General features: G+C 64.9%; 13 protein-coding genes and 1 pseudogene. 6 read left to right on the top strand and 8 right to left on the bottom strand.

Annotated elements, in window-relative coordinates; genetic code table 11:
* The gene (locus MTBSS4_RS11370; protein WP_173983519.1) at positions 1–495 is read right to left on the bottom strand and encodes a bacteriohemerythrin; all 495 of its coding nucleotides are present in this window, start codon (positions 493–495) and stop codon (positions 1–3) included.
* A 206-nt stretch (positions 496–701) separates the two neighbouring features.
* Positions 702–1,217, bottom strand: coding sequence for a PleD family two-component system response regulator (locus MTBSS4_RS11365; RefSeq protein ID WP_173983518.1), 516 nt, complete (start codon positions 1,215–1,217; stop codon positions 702–704).
* A 1,043-nt stretch (positions 1,218–2,260) separates the two neighbouring features.
* Here MTBSS4_RS11365 and MTBSS4_RS22390 point away from each other — a divergent pair.
* Complete coding sequence (locus MTBSS4_RS22390; RefSeq protein ID WP_254432504.1) at positions 2,261–3,661, top strand: SUMF1/EgtB/PvdO family nonheme iron enzyme; 1,401 nt, start codon at positions 2,261–2,263, stop codon at positions 3,659–3,661.
* 26 nt (positions 3,662–3,687) lie between these two features.
* On the opposite strand, the pseudogene MTBSS4_RS22385 reads toward MTBSS4_RS22390, so the two are convergent.
* Positions 3,688–3,810 (bottom strand): annotated as a pseudogene (locus MTBSS4_RS22385) (hypothetical protein); the annotation flags it as partial.
* A gap of 93 nt (positions 3,811–3,903) precedes the next feature.
* Here MTBSS4_RS22385 and MTBSS4_RS11355 point away from each other — a divergent pair.
* The 3 genes from MTBSS4_RS11355 to MTBSS4_RS11345 all read left to right on the top strand — a co-directional run bounded on the left by MTBSS4_RS11355 (position 3,904) and on the right by MTBSS4_RS11345 (position 5,808).
* Complete coding sequence (locus tag MTBSS4_RS11355) at positions 3,904–4,194, top strand: hypothetical protein (protein WP_173983517.1); 291 nt, start codon at positions 3,904–3,906, stop codon at positions 4,192–4,194.
* Between the two features lie 2 nt (positions 4,195–4,196).
* Complete coding sequence (locus MTBSS4_RS22380) at positions 4,197–5,165, top strand: major capsid protein (RefSeq protein ID WP_254432503.1); 969 nt, start codon at positions 4,197–4,199, stop codon at positions 5,163–5,165.
* Positions 5,149–5,808: a DUF6441 family protein gene (locus MTBSS4_RS11345; protein WP_254432502.1), complete on the top strand. Its 660-nt coding sequence runs from the start codon at positions 5,149–5,151 to the stop codon at positions 5,806–5,808. Before MTBSS4_RS22380 ends, MTBSS4_RS11345 begins: the two co-directional genes overlap by 17 nt.
* A gap of 9 nt (positions 5,809–5,817) precedes the next feature.
* On the opposite strand, the gene MTBSS4_RS11340 is transcribed toward MTBSS4_RS11345, so the two are convergent.
* The 5 genes from MTBSS4_RS11340 to MTBSS4_RS11320 all read right to left on the bottom strand — a co-directional run bounded on the left by MTBSS4_RS11340 (position 5,818) and on the right by MTBSS4_RS11320 (position 9,655).
* Entirely contained in the window at positions 5,818–6,129 is a 312-nt protein-coding gene (locus MTBSS4_RS11340) for a GNAT family N-acetyltransferase (protein WP_254432501.1), read from the bottom strand.
* On the bottom strand, positions 6,041–6,487 hold the full coding sequence (locus MTBSS4_RS22790; RefSeq protein ID WP_368667778.1) for a recombinase family protein: 447 nt from the start codon (positions 6,485–6,487) through the stop codon (positions 6,041–6,043). The genes MTBSS4_RS11340 and MTBSS4_RS22790 overlap by 89 nt, the downstream gene beginning before the upstream one ends.
* Before the next feature lie 82 nt (positions 6,488–6,569).
* Entirely contained in the window at positions 6,570–7,394 is an 825-nt protein-coding gene (locus tag MTBSS4_RS11330) for an IS5 family transposase (protein ID WP_173983523.1), read from the bottom strand.
* A 144-nt stretch (positions 7,395–7,538) separates the two neighbouring features.
* Entirely contained in the window at positions 7,539–8,285 is a 747-nt protein-coding gene (locus MTBSS4_RS11325; protein WP_173983514.1) for a response regulator, read from the bottom strand.
* Complete coding sequence (locus MTBSS4_RS11320) at positions 8,282–9,655, bottom strand: ATP-binding protein (RefSeq protein ID WP_173983513.1); 1,374 nt, start codon at positions 9,653–9,655, stop codon at positions 8,282–8,284. The genes MTBSS4_RS11325 and MTBSS4_RS11320 overlap by 4 nt, the downstream gene beginning before the upstream one ends.
* A 269-nt stretch (positions 9,656–9,924) precedes the next feature.
* Between MTBSS4_RS11320 and MTBSS4_RS11315 the strand changes: the two genes are divergently transcribed.
* Together MTBSS4_RS11315 and MTBSS4_RS11310 are read left to right on the top strand one after the other, a co-directional pair.
* Complete coding sequence (locus tag MTBSS4_RS11315) at positions 9,925–11,571, top strand: efflux RND transporter periplasmic adaptor subunit (protein ID WP_254432500.1); 1,647 nt, start codon at positions 9,925–9,927, stop codon at positions 11,569–11,571.
* A 3-nt stretch (positions 11,572–11,574) separates the two neighbouring features.
* Positions 11,575–14,691, top strand: coding sequence for an efflux RND transporter permease subunit (locus MTBSS4_RS11310; RefSeq protein ID WP_173983512.1), 3,117 nt, complete (start codon positions 11,575–11,577; stop codon positions 14,689–14,691).
* The last annotated feature ends 33 nt before the right edge of the window (positions 14,692–14,724 follow it).

Genomic DNA, 14,724 nt, shown 5'->3' with positions numbered 1-14,724 from the left:
TTAGGGCCAGCCATCGGCCTGGTCGTTTTCGTCGGCGGTCAGGTAGGCCATGGGGCGGTTATCGACGTTCTCGTTGGTGAGGACGCCGCGGTATTGCATGTCCATGGTCCGGATATGGCCGACGATCCAGCGCCTCACAAGATCGTTGATCGTGGCCGCCACTTCCTTGTTGCCGCTTTTGTAGTCTTGGGCGATCTGATGGGCGCGCGCGGCGAAGGCCTCATGGGCTGCGGCATGTTCGGCCAGCAACGGATAGCCTATGGTGGCCATGGCCGTTTCCTCACGCAGGAAGTGGCCCTTTACGTATTCCTCAAGGATGTTTATGGCGGTTTCGACAAGCATGTCCTGATTTTTGTCGGGACTGCCCATGATGTCGCGCAACAGGTCCGCTAGTCGGAAAAACGCCTGATGATCTTCGTCGATGATGTCCACGCCAACCGACAGGTCGTCTGTCCAAACATCCGTGCTCTGAGGCTTTTCCGTGACCAGATCCATGTCCTCCGCCTAGCCGGTTCTAACCGCATGCCGGGCCTTCTCTCCGCATCCTGCGAGCCTATACGGACGGAATTATGACTGGGAATGCGTGCTGGCTCAACGCATTCGTGGCTTAACCTGCGAGGCGGACATCAGTTCTTGAGCGGCTCGATGCCCATAACAGTAGGATTGGCCTAATTCATACAGCCCACGTTGCACCTCCCTGTTCACGACAGGTTTTCCGCTGGGGCAAAGAGTCGCATGAGCTGGGGCAGTTTCTTCTCCATATAGCTGGAAAAACCAAGAGGTGCGACGATGTGCAGCTTCGCAATACGCTCCTCATGGGCCTTCTTCATGGCGTGGACGGCGACGGGAAAGAGCTTCCTGATGGACAGTGGCTTGGAGACGCATGCAGTGGCTCCTGCCTCCATGACCTGACTGACCATATAGGCTTCCATCCATTTATCCTTCTTGGGATCGGTCAGGACGATGATGGGGATGTTCCGCTTGCACCCGGCTTTGCCGTTGCGGATCTCGCGGACATGGTCGAGACCGCTGACACCGTTGCTCTCATACTCCATGATGAGCAGGTTGGGCTTGTATGCCCGCAAGATACTCAAGGCTTCCTTGTGGTTTTCAACTTCGGTTATTTGATGATGTCCTGGGTAATTGAGAGTCATCGCGATCAGGCGTCGAAGCGGTTCGCTCGCCTCCTCAATGACAATGTGCTGGATTTTCGACATGCCACACCTCATTGATCTCACTGAAATCTACGCTCCCCTTTATACCGCATTGTACGCACCTGTCCGAATTACCAATTTCTGTACTTTATATTTCATATAAACTTGCGCATGAGGCGGGAGGCAGAGCATCTTGATTCCATGATGTAAACTGCTCGGCGCCCAGCATCGCGTCGGCCTTCACACGCGTGATATTGTTGATGCATGACCAATCTGCGGCCCCGTCCGGCCCATTCTGAAGAACCGCCTTCCGGCGGCGATTACGAAGTGGTTGGGGGGACTCCGCCGCGAAGGTCTGCTGCCTCCCCAGCATGGAGAGTAATATGCCCTGCTTAGCGTATATTCCTACCCGTCCTATGGCGTCCCCCCCTCTATTGTGGACAAGGGACAGGCGTCTGGCCGGGGCGGCGAAATTGAGGCTTGCCGCCGTTTTGGTCGAATGCTGAGCGTTGCCGGTCGGCAGAGAAGGTTTGCCTCCCGCCCTCCAGTCGGCAATTGTTTTGTACCTGTCGGAATGATCGGAGAGGGTTGATTGGCGGTTCCCTTTCCTACGCCATTCTCACCAGACAAACTGGCTCTACCGCTAAGATGCGGCCTTGGACACCACAAGGTTCCGCGCGGGTTTGCGTGGTATAGGTGCTGACACGGGCCTGCCGGAAGTCAGCTGAATTCTCTCTCTATCGCGCGTTTCTCTCCAGACCTGTTGACACGCCTTTCCGTATCAACAGGTCGGCAACCTCCTGTATTTTCATGAAACTACGAAAATCACCGCACCGTGTGGTTTGGCGATTTTTGTGGAGGACCGACGGAGTCCGGCGGCGGTGTCCGTTCGCTGTATCACAGCTAGACCGCCCCAAAGCTTTGACTTGCCAAGCCGGTCGATCTTTGCAATCTTCCCTTCAGGGCCGCGACGGGCCTTTGATCCCCAAGAACACGTCCGCGTGGGGGAACGAACCGCCGTAGATGCATTTGATGTGCATTAGGGACCATTTTCTCCAGCTCCAATCTACGCAAGCGGACGTGCGTGAAGACGCCGGAGAATCTGCATGTCCAAATTCCTGACCTTCGTCAACTTCCACCTCGCACCGGTCGAAGGGATCGACCCCAAGAGCCTGAAGCGGGCCGCCAAGCTCGCCCGCACCGTCTACCTCGATGACGAGCGGAAGCTTCCCCACAACCTCGCCCTGAACCACATCGCCCACCGCCTTGGCTTCAAGGGCGGCTTCGGCGGATACGTTGCCGAGTGGAAGGACAAGCTGCCAACCTTCATGCGTGGGCATGGCCTCGCCTTCCGTAAGGACGTCCTGCCGACGAATCTCCCCGACCAACGCGTTCGGCTCGGCCACCGCCAGATCGCCGACCGCCTGTTCGCCTCGGGCCTGCCCATGCCCAAGCGGATTTTCACCGGTCTCGACGTTTTCGTCCTGCTCCGGGCCGCCGCCGCCACTGACGGCCTCAAGGTCGGCTACCGCGGAATGTATGGGGCGAACCTCCGCGACATCCCTTTCGACGAGATCAAGCCCGCCGAGATCCGGGAGAACGTCCCGCCGGACAACTATTTCATCCGCAGCGAGACCGATCTGATGTGTGCGGGAGACACCCACACCCTCGACAACCTGATCGGCGACCAGCTCTGCGACCTGGGCGAGGACGGCAGGATCGTCGCCCAGCTGTACAACCTCGGTGACGGCGATGCGGAGCGGATCGAATCCGCCGGGCGACTGTTCCGCCGCGTCCTCGAACTCTGCCCCCAGGGGTGGGTGGAAGTCATCCCCTACAATGACCGGTTCGCCTTCCTGAAGGGCCCCGACGGCGGCTACGACTTCGTCTTCGAGGGCGTCCGTGACTCCGAATTCAAACGCAACCCCTACGCCCCTTACCTCCGGGACAAGGACTTCTCCAAGACGGAGGAGGCTTCCGAGCTGGACGTCCACCTCTACTTCTCGCACGACGGATGGCTGGAGGCCGATTTGCACGCCGCCGAGGAGTCCTTCTACGCCCATGGCGGAACACACCTTAACTACCCCGGCCGGGATGAAATCCTGAAGGCCCACCTGACCCGGCAGGGGCGGTATTCCCACACGCCCCGCAAGGGCCCTTTCCGTCCGGGATATACGGTGGCCACGGTACTGGGGAAAGACCTCTGCTTCTCACCCCTGGTCCCCGTCCGGCGGTTCCACCGCTTCCTGCGGGACAACCCCGACTACCTGGCCCACCGGCTCAGCATCTCCGATCTTGAGCCGCTGGACCTCGCCGGCGATCCCGACGACCCGGCCGCCGTCACCTGGTATGACGCCAAGGCCTATGCCCGCTGGATTAAGCGGATGCAGAAGCTCCCCGTACGGCTTCCCACCGAGGATGAGTGGCTCGCCCTCGCTGGCGGGCTGGTCCCCGACAAGGTGTCCATGACTTCCATGACGGATCGGACCTTGTCCCATAGGGCCTGATCGATGATGGCCTCGTGCTCGCCGTCATAGGCGACGCCCTTGTGGACCGCCTTGCCGATATAGAGCGGATTGGCCAGCATCTTGTAGAGGCCGCCCTTGTCCAACTTCTTGCCACGGCGCGAGATGCCCTGGTCGGCAAGTTCCTTCACCAGCAGGGTGGCGGACCCGACGCGGATGGACGATGTGGTCGCCTACGAGGCCGATCATATGCGCGAGCGGACCGGTGAAACGCGGGTCGCATCATGATGCCCCTTACTCTGCCGGTATTGAGCGAACACAGCTTTCTCGCCTGGATCGATCAAGCCCAGCCCGGTGACAGCATCTCGTATTACGAGGGTCTGCTGGGCGTTGATCGGGCACGAGATCCATCGGCTTTACCCGGATCCACCCGTTCCGAACTCGACCGTATTGCCGACCATGCCATGGCGCTGGCCAAAGACGGTTGCCTGTTGTTGGTGCAGCGCCGCATCGCCGAAGGCCGCATCGCCTACATCGCCATCAAGGCGAGCGACGACAAGCCCCGGAGGAACTGATTATGACCATCCCCAATCGTCCCAGCCTCGCCGACATGATGCGCCTGCCGCTGGGTGAGGCCGCCAGCCTGCCTGTGGAAATGCTGGCCCTGCTGCAGGAAGAAGCCGAGCAGACCGTGCGTCTTGCCAAGATGCAGAAGGACTGGCTCGACGGCGCGCTGACCCGCCGCTACGCCACCGTCGCCAACCGCGATGCCCGGAGCATGCGGTCGTTTACCGTGCCGTGGATTCCCCATGACGATTCCATCACGCCGCAGGATGTCCAGGGCGTGCGCGGTTTCGGTGTCGCCGATGCCGCCGATCCGCTGGCCACCGTCATGGAGCGCAAGCTGACCCGCATGCGTTCGAAGCACGCCCAGACGCGGGAGTTCATGGAGGTCAACGCGCTGAAGGGCGTGGTCCGCGACGGCGCCGGGTCCACCCTCTATGACTACTTCGCCGAGTTCGATCTGTCCCGCCAGCAGGTGGATTTCGCCCTGGGCACCGCCGCGACCAACGTCCAGGCCAAGATTCGCGAGGTGCTGCGCAAGGTTGAGGTCGAACTCAAGGGCGAGACCATGACCAGCGTGCTGGCCCTGGTCAGCCCGGAATTCTTCGACAAACTGATCGGCCATGCCAAGGTCGAGCAGGCTTACCAGTATTTCTCCTCCACCGGCGCCCAGCCGCTCCGGGAAGACGTCCGCCGCCGTTTTCCCTTCGCCGGCATGGTGTTCGAGGAATACAGCGCCACCGTCACCCTCTCCACCGGCCAGACCGAAACTCTGATCCCGCCNCCCTGGTACGGCGGCCCGACCGCGAGGTGGAGTTCTCGGACGTCACCGTGCATACCAGCACGGCGGTGTTCGAGATCCGGCGGCGGGAGGTTCCCGAGCCCCAGGCTGGGCACATCATCGTCAATGACGGCGACAGCTTCGTTGTCCAGGGCGAACCAAGCCTGGATGCCGAACGGCTGGTGTGGACGATCAGCGTGAGGCCAACATGAAACTGGCGGCGGCCATATCCGGCGATCTGCGCAAGATCATGGCCGAGGAGGTCAAGGCTGCCGAAGATGCCGTCACCGCTGGCGTGCGCCAGGCCGCCGACGGGCTGAAGGCCGACCTCCGCCGCCAGGTCACCGAGGCGGGCATGGGCCAGCGCCTCGCCAACACCTGGCGAGCCGAGCTTTATCCCAAGGGCCGCAACAGCATCAAACCGGCGGGCTTCGTCTTCACCAGGGCGCCGACCATCATCCGCGCCTTCGACCAGGGCGCGGTGATCAAATCCAAGCATGGCTTCTGGTTGGCGATCCCCACCGACGCTGCCGGCAAAGGTGCCCGAGGCAAACGCATGACGCCCGGCCTGTGGGAGCAGATGCATGGGGGGCGGCTGCGCTTCATATCCCGCCGGGGAGCCCCCTCGCTGCTGGTGGCCGAGAACATGCGGGCACGGGCGGGGAAGAGGGGCGGTTTCGCCAAAGGCAGCGCCTCGGCGCTCAGCTCCGGGCGCGGGATGACCACTGTGGTGATGTTCATCCTGGTGCCGCAGGTTTCGTTGCGAAAGCGACTGGACGTCAACGCCGCCGCCGAGCGGTGGGCTTCGGCGCTGCCGGAGCTGATCGTCAGGAATTGGCGGTGATCATTCCGATCACTGCACCGATTTGGCAGCACCACCATGGATGGCCATGAACATCCGTCTCTGTGGTCCCCGCAGGGACTGGAACCCGAACGCCGCGTAGAATCCTTGAGCACCATCGTCGATGGGATCAACGACGATCACCGACATGGCGACCGTCTCCGCCGCCACCTTGGTCTTCTTGACGGCATCGGCCAGCAGAACACTGCCCAGCCCCTGTCCAGCAGCGGTCAGATCAACGGCCAGCCGTCCGATCAGTGCCGCCGGAATAGGATGTCGCGGCAGGCGTTTCTCCATCGCTGGCGGCAGGTCGGCGGCGACCACCGTCGCGGCGCTCAGGGTGAAGAAGCCAAGGATAGGCGCCTCCCTTGCCGGTGCGCAGCGTCATCCCGCCGCCACAGTCCGAACAGGTGGCGACGCCGGTCAGCAATGTCGGCCCTGAGACCGTCCTCGGCGCTATCTTTTTCGGGTTGCGGGCCTTCAGATTGGCCTGGACGCGGTGAAACACCTCTTCATCGACGATGGCCGGCACCGACGTCCCCACCCACTCGGATTTCGGCTTTTCCGTCTTCGATTTCGCTTCCCGACGGTTGAAATAGTGGGTGCCGATATAGGCTGTCCGAGAAAGGATGTCGTGGACCGCTCCAACATGAAACCTGTTGCCGCGGTGGGTGACCCTCACCACGGATCAGTTTACCCATGCGTCCCAGAGTGGCGGCAGCGACCATAGCCGCTGAAGACATGTCAGAGTCCGTTTGAGAATGTCAGGGGTGACTGATCCTACGGACAAGGAGGTTTCCCATGGCAAGGAAGATCATGGCCTCGGACACGTCGAGGCGGCGTTCGTAGTCACGGACGAGGCGGCGATATCGGGTTAGCCAGCCGAAGCTGCGCTCGACCACCCAGCGGCGCGGGATCACCTTGAAGCCTGGGTCGTTGTCGGTACGGCGGACGACCTCGACTACGAAATCAAGGAACGCAGCCTTGTCGAGCAGCTTGCGGCGGTCGTAGGCCCCATCAGCGAAGAAATGCTTGATCCACGGCCAGCGTTTGCGGATGGCGTCGAGGATTGGCATGGCCCCGGCGCTGTCGGAAATATCCGCCGTGGTTAGATTCACGGCCAGCAACCGCCCATCGGTATCCACCGCGATGTGCCGTTTGCGCCCGGTGATCTTCTTCCCAGCGTCGTAACCGCGCTTGTCGGCCATCGGAGCCTTGATCGTCTGGCTATCGATGACACCCGCCGTGGGGCTGGCCTCCCGCCCCGCGCGTTCACGGTCAATCATCAGCGCCACGTCATGGATGGTGCGGAACAGGAGTGAGCGCACGAAACGGCGGAACCACCAGTAGATCGTCTGCCAGGGCGGGAAATGCACCGGCAGCATTCGCCACTCACAGCCCGACCGCACCATGTAGCGCAAGGCGTTGACCACCTCGCGCAGGTCAGTCGTCCGCTTGCGTCCCCGCCCCGAAGGCTGCGGCAGCAAAGGCTCCAACGCGCCCCATTCCTCGTCGGTCAGGTCGCTGGGGTACCGTTTCGTCTTCTTTTCAATGGCAGCCATGCGGCCGCGTGTCGATGTGTTCCACATCAACAGCTTGAATCACGCCAGCCTCAGGCGCTCAAGCCGTTTTCAAACAGACTCTGATCAATGAGCCTTGGTGTAAATTGTCACTACGGCCAGGATGAAGGCGATGCCAGAACCGCGCTGGCACCTTCTCCTCGAACATGACCTTTATGGGCGACGAACCTCGGTCGCCAGGACGTACCCGCCGCCTCGCACCGTCTTGATCAGCTCGGGAGTCTTGGGGTCCACCTCCAGCTTCCGCCGCAGCCTGCCCACCTGCACGTCGATGGTGCGGTCCAGCGGACCGGCAACACGGCCACGGGTGAGGTCGAGGAGCTGGTCGCGATTGAGCACCCGCTGGGGGTTGAGCAGGAAGGCCATCAGCAGGTCGAACTCGCCGCCGGTGATTTCGACCAGCACCCCGTCTTGGGAGCGAAGTTGGCGGCGGCCGGAATCCAGGGTCCACCCGGCGAAGTGCATGACGTCGCGGTGCGCGGCATCGCGCGGGGCGGCCAGGGCGGCTTCTCCCTCGGGCTGCCCTCGATCATTGACCCGCCGCAGCACCGCCTTGATGCGGGCCAGCAATTCGCGGGTGCTGAACGGCTTGGCGAGGTAGTCGTCGGCGCCCATCTCCAGCCCCACCACCCGGTCGGTCTCGCCGCCCATGGCGGTCAGCATGATCACCGGTAGGCGGGTGGCGGCGCGCAGGAAGCGGCACAGACTGAGGCCGTCCTCGCCCGGCAGCATCAGGTCGAGGATGACCAGATCGATCCGGCCTGCCTCGACTGCCTTGCGCATGGCGGCGCCGTCGCCGACGGTGGTGACCATGAAGCCCTGCATGCCCAGGAATTCCTTCAGCAGGGCGCCGATCTCCTGGTCGTCGTCGACCACCAGGATGTGGGGCGGCCCGGTCATGCCTCCTCCCCTTGCGGAATGGTCACCGTCACCCGAAGACCGCCTTCCTTGCGGTTTTCCAGCCGGATGTCGCCGCCATGGGCGCGGATGATGGTGCGGACCACGGTCAGGCCGAGGCCGATGCCGCCGGTCTTGCGGTTGCGCGAGCCTTCGATGCGGTAGAAAGGGGCGAACACCTTCTCCATTTCGGCTTCGGGAATGCCGGGGCCGTCGTCGTCGATGGTGACGACGACGTCGCGCCCGGCATGGCGGGCATGGACGACGGCGCGGCCGCCGTAGCGGGCGGCGTTCTCCACCAGGTTGGCCAGCGCCCGCTTGATCGCCAGCGGCCGGCAGGTGCAGACCAGCCGCCCCGACCAGTCGAATTGGGCAGGCAGCCCCATGTCGGTGGCGTTGTCGCATACCGCCTCAAGAGTGGCGGCGAGGTCGATGGCCGCGGATTCCTCGTCGCCCGCCTCGCCCCGGGCGAATTCCAGAGTGGAGGTGACCATGGCCTCCATTTCGGCCAGGTCGGCCAGCATCCTCTGGCTGGATTCGGTGGCGGGCAGCATCTCGGCACGCAGGCGCAGCCGGGTGATGGGGCTGCGCAGGTCGTGGGAAATGGCCGCCAGCATGCGGGTGCGGTCGTCCACGAAGCGGCGGATGCGCCCCTGCATCTCGTTGAATGCGGCCACGGCCTGGCGCACCTCGCGCGGCCCCCGTTCCGAGAGGGGGGCCGCGTGGACATCGCGGCCCAGCCGGTCGGCGGCGCGGGCGAAGGTGGCAAGCGGCGCCGACACCCACCCGGCCGCCCACCCCCCCAGCACCAGGATGGCGGCAATCATCACCAGCGCCGACAGGATCGAATGGGGCGCCCACAGGGTCGGCGGGCCGGGCATGGTCAGGTCGAAGGTGGCCCAGGCCCCGTCGGTCAGCCGCACGGCGACCAGCAGGGCGTCCTCGTCGGGAAAGCCGTTCAGCAGCCGCCACCAGAACGAGGCTCCGTCCGCGTGGCCGTGGCGCTGGCGGGTGACGTGCAGGCGGTCATGGTCGAGGGAACCGAAATGGGATTCCAGGGATTGGCGTACGGGAACGACCTCCACCTCGTCGCGGTGGGTCGCGGACATGGCGGGGGAATCGCCCAGCGACACGGTCAACAGAGGACTGCCCAGGCTGCGGGCCAGTCGATCCCGTTCGACCGCCGGCGCCTGATCCAGCAGGCGGGCGAACGCGCCCACCCGGTCGGCTGTCAGGCTGTCGCTGGTGGTGGCGATGGCGTCGTGCCGGTCGGATGACAGGATGGCGGTACTCGCCATATGCGACAGGGTCAGCCCCACCAGCAGGACCAGCAATGTCCTCCCGGCGATGGAATCAGGGATCAGTCTCCTCATCTTCCGCCTCTGCGATTGATCCGGCGACGCTGATCTTGGCAGGCCATCGCCTCTTCCGCATCCCTGGCTTTCACTTTGTTACATTACTTTACAAGGGCGCGATCGGGGCCTGGGGTATACCGGTTTCCGCCACCCTGGCTGCTTCCTTGAGCGAAGCCGAGGCTCTGCGCGGAGCGGTCGACACCCATGCCTCCATCGAATCCGCCCGCTCTGCCCTGCCCTGCCCTGACCGCGGCCCAGGGTACCCCGATCCCCGTGCAGTAGGGACCATGACCATGATTCAGATGAAGCGCATCCGCTCTGGCCTCGCCGCCGCGCTGCTGGCCGTGGCGCTGCCGTCGGCGGTGCTCGCCCATGGCGGCGAGGACCACGGCGCCCCCGCCGCCGCGACGCCAGTGGTCACCGAACAATCCGGCTTCGGGGCCGAGGGAACCGCCTTCCAGGCCGTGCTCTATCCGGCCGCCGGCAAGACCGTCCTCTATCTGGCCGATGCCGACACCAACGCGCCGGTGACCGGTGCGACCATCGACGCCGAGGTGGGCGGATGGCAAGGGCGGGCGAGGCCGACTCGCGAGGTGGGCGTTTACGAACTGGATTGGGCCGCGCCCGAGAGCGGTACGGACGTGACCCTGATCGTCTCCGCCGCCGGCAAGGATGACCTGATCCTCATCGAGGCGGCCGGACGCAAGGCGGCGGCCCGGCCGGTGGCGGCCACGCCGGCGATGGGATCGAACTTGAAGGCGGTCGGGGCCGCGGGCGGTGCCGGCGTGGTTCTGCTGGCCGGCGGCCTGGCGCTGATCCGGCGCAATCGCAAGGCCGCCGTGGCGGTGTTGGCGCTCGGCCTGCTGGGTCTGGCCGATCCCGCCCATGCCCATGGCGGCGAGGATCATGGCGATGCCCCCGCCGCGCCGCCGCAGGCCCAGCCGGGAACGCCCGTCGCCATGTCCAAGCCGACCCAGTTCCTGCTGGGTATCCGCACCGTCAAGGTCGAGCCGCAACAGGCCGCCGACAGCGTTCGCGTGGTCGGCCGGGTGATCCCCGATCCCTCGGGTTACGCCCGTGTGCAGCCGTCGCAGCCGGCCCGCGTCGTGTCCGATCCCGCCCACCCGATTCCGGTCCCCGGCCAGGAGGTCAAGCGCGGCCAGGTGCTGGCGGTTCTGGAACCCACCCTGTCCGCCCTGGAAAAAGGCGACAAACGCGCCTTGCTGTCCCGCGTCGACAGCGAAATCAACATCACCGAACGGGAACTGGCGCGACAGGTAACACTCGGCGATCTGGTCCCCGCCAAGCAGGTTGAGACCACCCGCATCCGGCTGGATCAATTGCGCAAGGAACGCGGCCAGATCACCGGGACGGCGCTGGGGCGTGAGTTGCTGACCGCGCCGGTGGACGGGTTGGTTACCGACGTCCATGTGGTGCCTGGCGAAGTGGTCGCTTCCGACCGGGTTCTGGTGGAAATCGTTGATCCGACCCGGCTGCGGATCGAGGCGGTCATCCATGACTTGCCCGTCGCCAGGCGCATCTCCGGCGCCACCGCCGCCAGCAAGCTGGTTCCGGATCAAAGCTTCCCGCTGACGCTGTTGGGCCGGAGCCCGAAGGTCGATCCGGTGGACCAGGGCGTCCACGCCATCTTCCAGGTGGCCGCCGGACAGGCGGAGGCGTTGAGCATCGGCATGCCGGTCGACGTCTATCTGGCCACCGGCGCCGTTTCCCTGCGCACCGCAGTTCCCCGTGATTCCGTCGCCGAGGTCGGTGGCCGTCAGGTCGTGTTCGTCCGTACCGCGCCCGAGGTGTTCGAGGTCCGTCCGGTGCGGGTCGCCCGCGTCATCGGTCCGCTGGCCGAGATCGCCGAGGGTGTCGCGCCCGGCGACCGGGTCGTGACCCAGGGCATCGAACAGCTCAAGGCCGGGAGATAGGCGATGTTCGACAAAATCATCGAGTTCAGCCTGAAAAACCGGCTGTTCGTGCTGGCCTTCGCCCTGGTCCTCACCGTCTACGGCACCTTCACGCTCGCCAAGCTGCCGGTGGACGTGTTCCCGGACCTCAACCGCCCGACCGTCACCATCATGACCGAGGCGGCGGGCCTGGCGCCGGAGGAGGTCGAGACCCTGGTCACCCGGCCCATCGAGACCGCCATGAACGGCGCCCCCGGAGTCACCCGCGTGCGCTCGACCTCCGGCGTAGGCCTGGCCATCGTCTATGTCGAGTTCGATTGGAACACCGAAATCTACCGCAACCGCCAGCTGGTCGCCGAACGGCTGGCGACCACCAAGGAGCAGCTTCCCCAGGGCATCACGCCCACCATGGGGCCGGTAAGTTCGATCATGGGCGAGATCATGCTGGTGGGCATGCGCTCGGAAACCGGCGCTACCTCGCCCATGGATGTCCGCACCTTGGCCGACTGGCTGGTGCGGCCGCGCCTGCTGTCGATCCCTGGCGTCAGTCAGGTCATCCCCATCGGCGGCCAAGTGAAGCAGTATCAGGTGCTGGTGTCGCCGTCGCGGCTGTCGGCCTTCAACCTGTCCTACGATGATCTCGCCAAGGCATTGGCCGGATTCGCCAGCAACACCACCGGCGGCTTCCTGGAACAGCGGACCAGCGAATTCCTGATCCGCAATCTCGGCCAGACCACCAGCGTGGACGACCTCAAGGACACCGTCGTCGCCTGGCGCAACGGCGCCGCCATCACCGTCGGCCAGGTCGCCGACGTCCGCTTCGGTCCCGGCGTCAAGCGCGGCGACGCCTCGGTCAATGCCGCCCCGGCGGTGATCCTGGCGGTGCAAAAGCAGCCCGGCGCCAACACCGTCACCCTGACCCACGAGGTGGAGAAGGCGCTGGACGAACTGAAGCGCGGCCTGCCCGCCGACGTGAAGGCCGACCACATCTTGTTCAAGCAGGCCGACTTCATCGAGCGCGCCGTGGACAACGTGGTCGAGGCCCTGCGCGACGGCGCCATCCTGGTGACCATCGTGCTGTTCGCCTTCCTCATGAACATGCGCACCACCTTCATCAGCCTGACCGCCATTCCGCTGTCCATCGTGGCCACCGCCCTGGTGTTCCAGCAGATGAATCTCTCCATCAACACCATGACCCTGGGCGGACTGGCGGTGGCCATCGGCGAGTTGGTGGACGACGCGGTGGTCGATGTCGAGAACATCCTCAGGCGTCTTCGCGAGAATGCCCAGCGCGCGGTGCCGCTGCCGGTCATCGACGTGATCCGGCAGGCGTCGAGCGAGGTCCGAAACTCCATCGTCTACGCCACCATCATCGTCGTGCTGGTGTTCCTGCCGCTGTTCGCGCTGTCCGGCATCGAGGGCCGGCTGTTCACGCCGCTCGGCATCGCCTATGTGGTGTCGATCATCGCCTCGCTCCTGGTGTCGCTGACCGTGACCCCGGCGCTGTCCTATTACCTGCTGCCCAAGGCCAAGGCGGTCGCCCACGGCGATTCCTGGCTGGTGCGCAAGCTGAAGGCGGCCGACACCCGCCTGCTGCACTGGTCCTTCGACAATCCGCGCAAGGTCATTTTGCCGGCGGCGGCGCTGGTGGTGCTGGCGGCGGCCTCGGTGCCGTTCCTCGGACGCGCCTTCCTGCCCGCCTTCAACGAAGGCACGGTGACGGTCAACGTCATGCTGCCGCCCGGTTCGTCGCTGTCGGAATCCAACCGCATCGGCGCCATCGCCGAAAAACTGATCCTGGAGGTGCCGGAGGTCGTTTCCACCGGGCGGCGCACCGGTCGTGCCGAGTTGGACGAGCACGCCGAGGGCGTCCACTACACGGAAATCGACGTCGATCTGAGGCCGTCGGAACGCGGCCGCGAGGACATCCTCGGCGACCTGCGATCCCAGCTCGCCCGCATCCCCGGCATCGTCACCAATATCGGCCAGCCGATCTCGCACCGTCTCGACCACCTGCTGTCGGGAGTCCGGGCCGAGATCGCCATCAAGATCTTCGGCGACGACCTCGACACCCTGCGCGCCCTGGCCGAGGAGGCGCGGGGGCGCATGGCCAAGGTGGCCGGCATCGCCGACCTTCAGGTCGAGAAGCAGGTGCTGATTCCGCAGCTCCAGATTCGCCTCGACCGAGCCGAGGCGAGGAAATACGGCCTGACGCTGGACCAGTTGACCGAGACCCTGGAGGCGGCCTTGAACGGCAAGACCGTCAGTCAGGTGCGCGACGGCCAGCGCACCTTCAACGTGGTGCTGCGCCTGGCCGAGGACTGGCGGTCCCATGCCGCCGATTTCCGCCAGATCCTGGTCGACACCCCGGCCGGCAAGGTGCCGCTGTCGCTGCTGGCCGAGGTGGTGGAAACCAAGGGCCCCAACATCATCAACCGCGACAACATGCAGCGCCGCATCGTGGTGCTGGCGAATTCCCAGGGCCGCGACATGGGCGCCATCATCGCCGACGTCCAGAAGAGTCTGGGCGAGATGACGATGCCCCAGGGCTATTACGTGACCTACGAGGGCCAGTTCAAGAGCCAACAGGAGGCCAGCCGCCTGATCGCCCTGCTGGCGGCGCTGTCGCTGGCCGGCATCTTCGTCGTGCTCTACAGCCACTTCAAGTCGGCCAAGCTGGCCCTGGTGATCATGGGCAACATCCCCATGGCCCTGGTGGGCAGCGTCGCCGCCATCTGGCTGACCGACCAGACCATGAGCGTCGCCAGTCTGGTCGGCTTCATCACGCTGACCGGCATCGCGGCCAGGAACGGCATCATGAAGGTGTCGCACTACCTGCATCTGGTCGAGCACGAGGGCGAGGCGTTCGGCCGCCAGATGGTGGTGCGCGGCTCGCTGGAACGCCTGACCCCGGTGCTGATGACCGCGCTGGTGGCGGCGCTGGCCCTGGTGCCGCTGGTGCTGGCCGGCGGCGAGCCCGGCAAGGAAATCCTCCACCCCGTCGCTGTGGTCATCTTCGGCGGCCTGATGAGTTCCACCATCCTCGACACCATCGTCACGCCGGTTGTCTTCCTGGCCGTAGCCCGCTCCTCGGTGGAGCGGGTGGCCGGCGACGCCCGCCTCAAGGAGGCGATGGCGTGATCCATCCATTTCCCACCCCCTTCAGTCCGGAGA

The organism is Magnetospirillum sp. SS-4 (assembly GCF_902729425.1).
GTDB lineage: Bacteria > Pseudomonadota > Alphaproteobacteria > Rhodospirillales > Magnetospirillaceae > Phaeospirillum.
The sequence above is the reverse complement of the archived record's forward strand: the minus strand, read 5'-3'. Positions and strand labels throughout refer to the sequence as shown.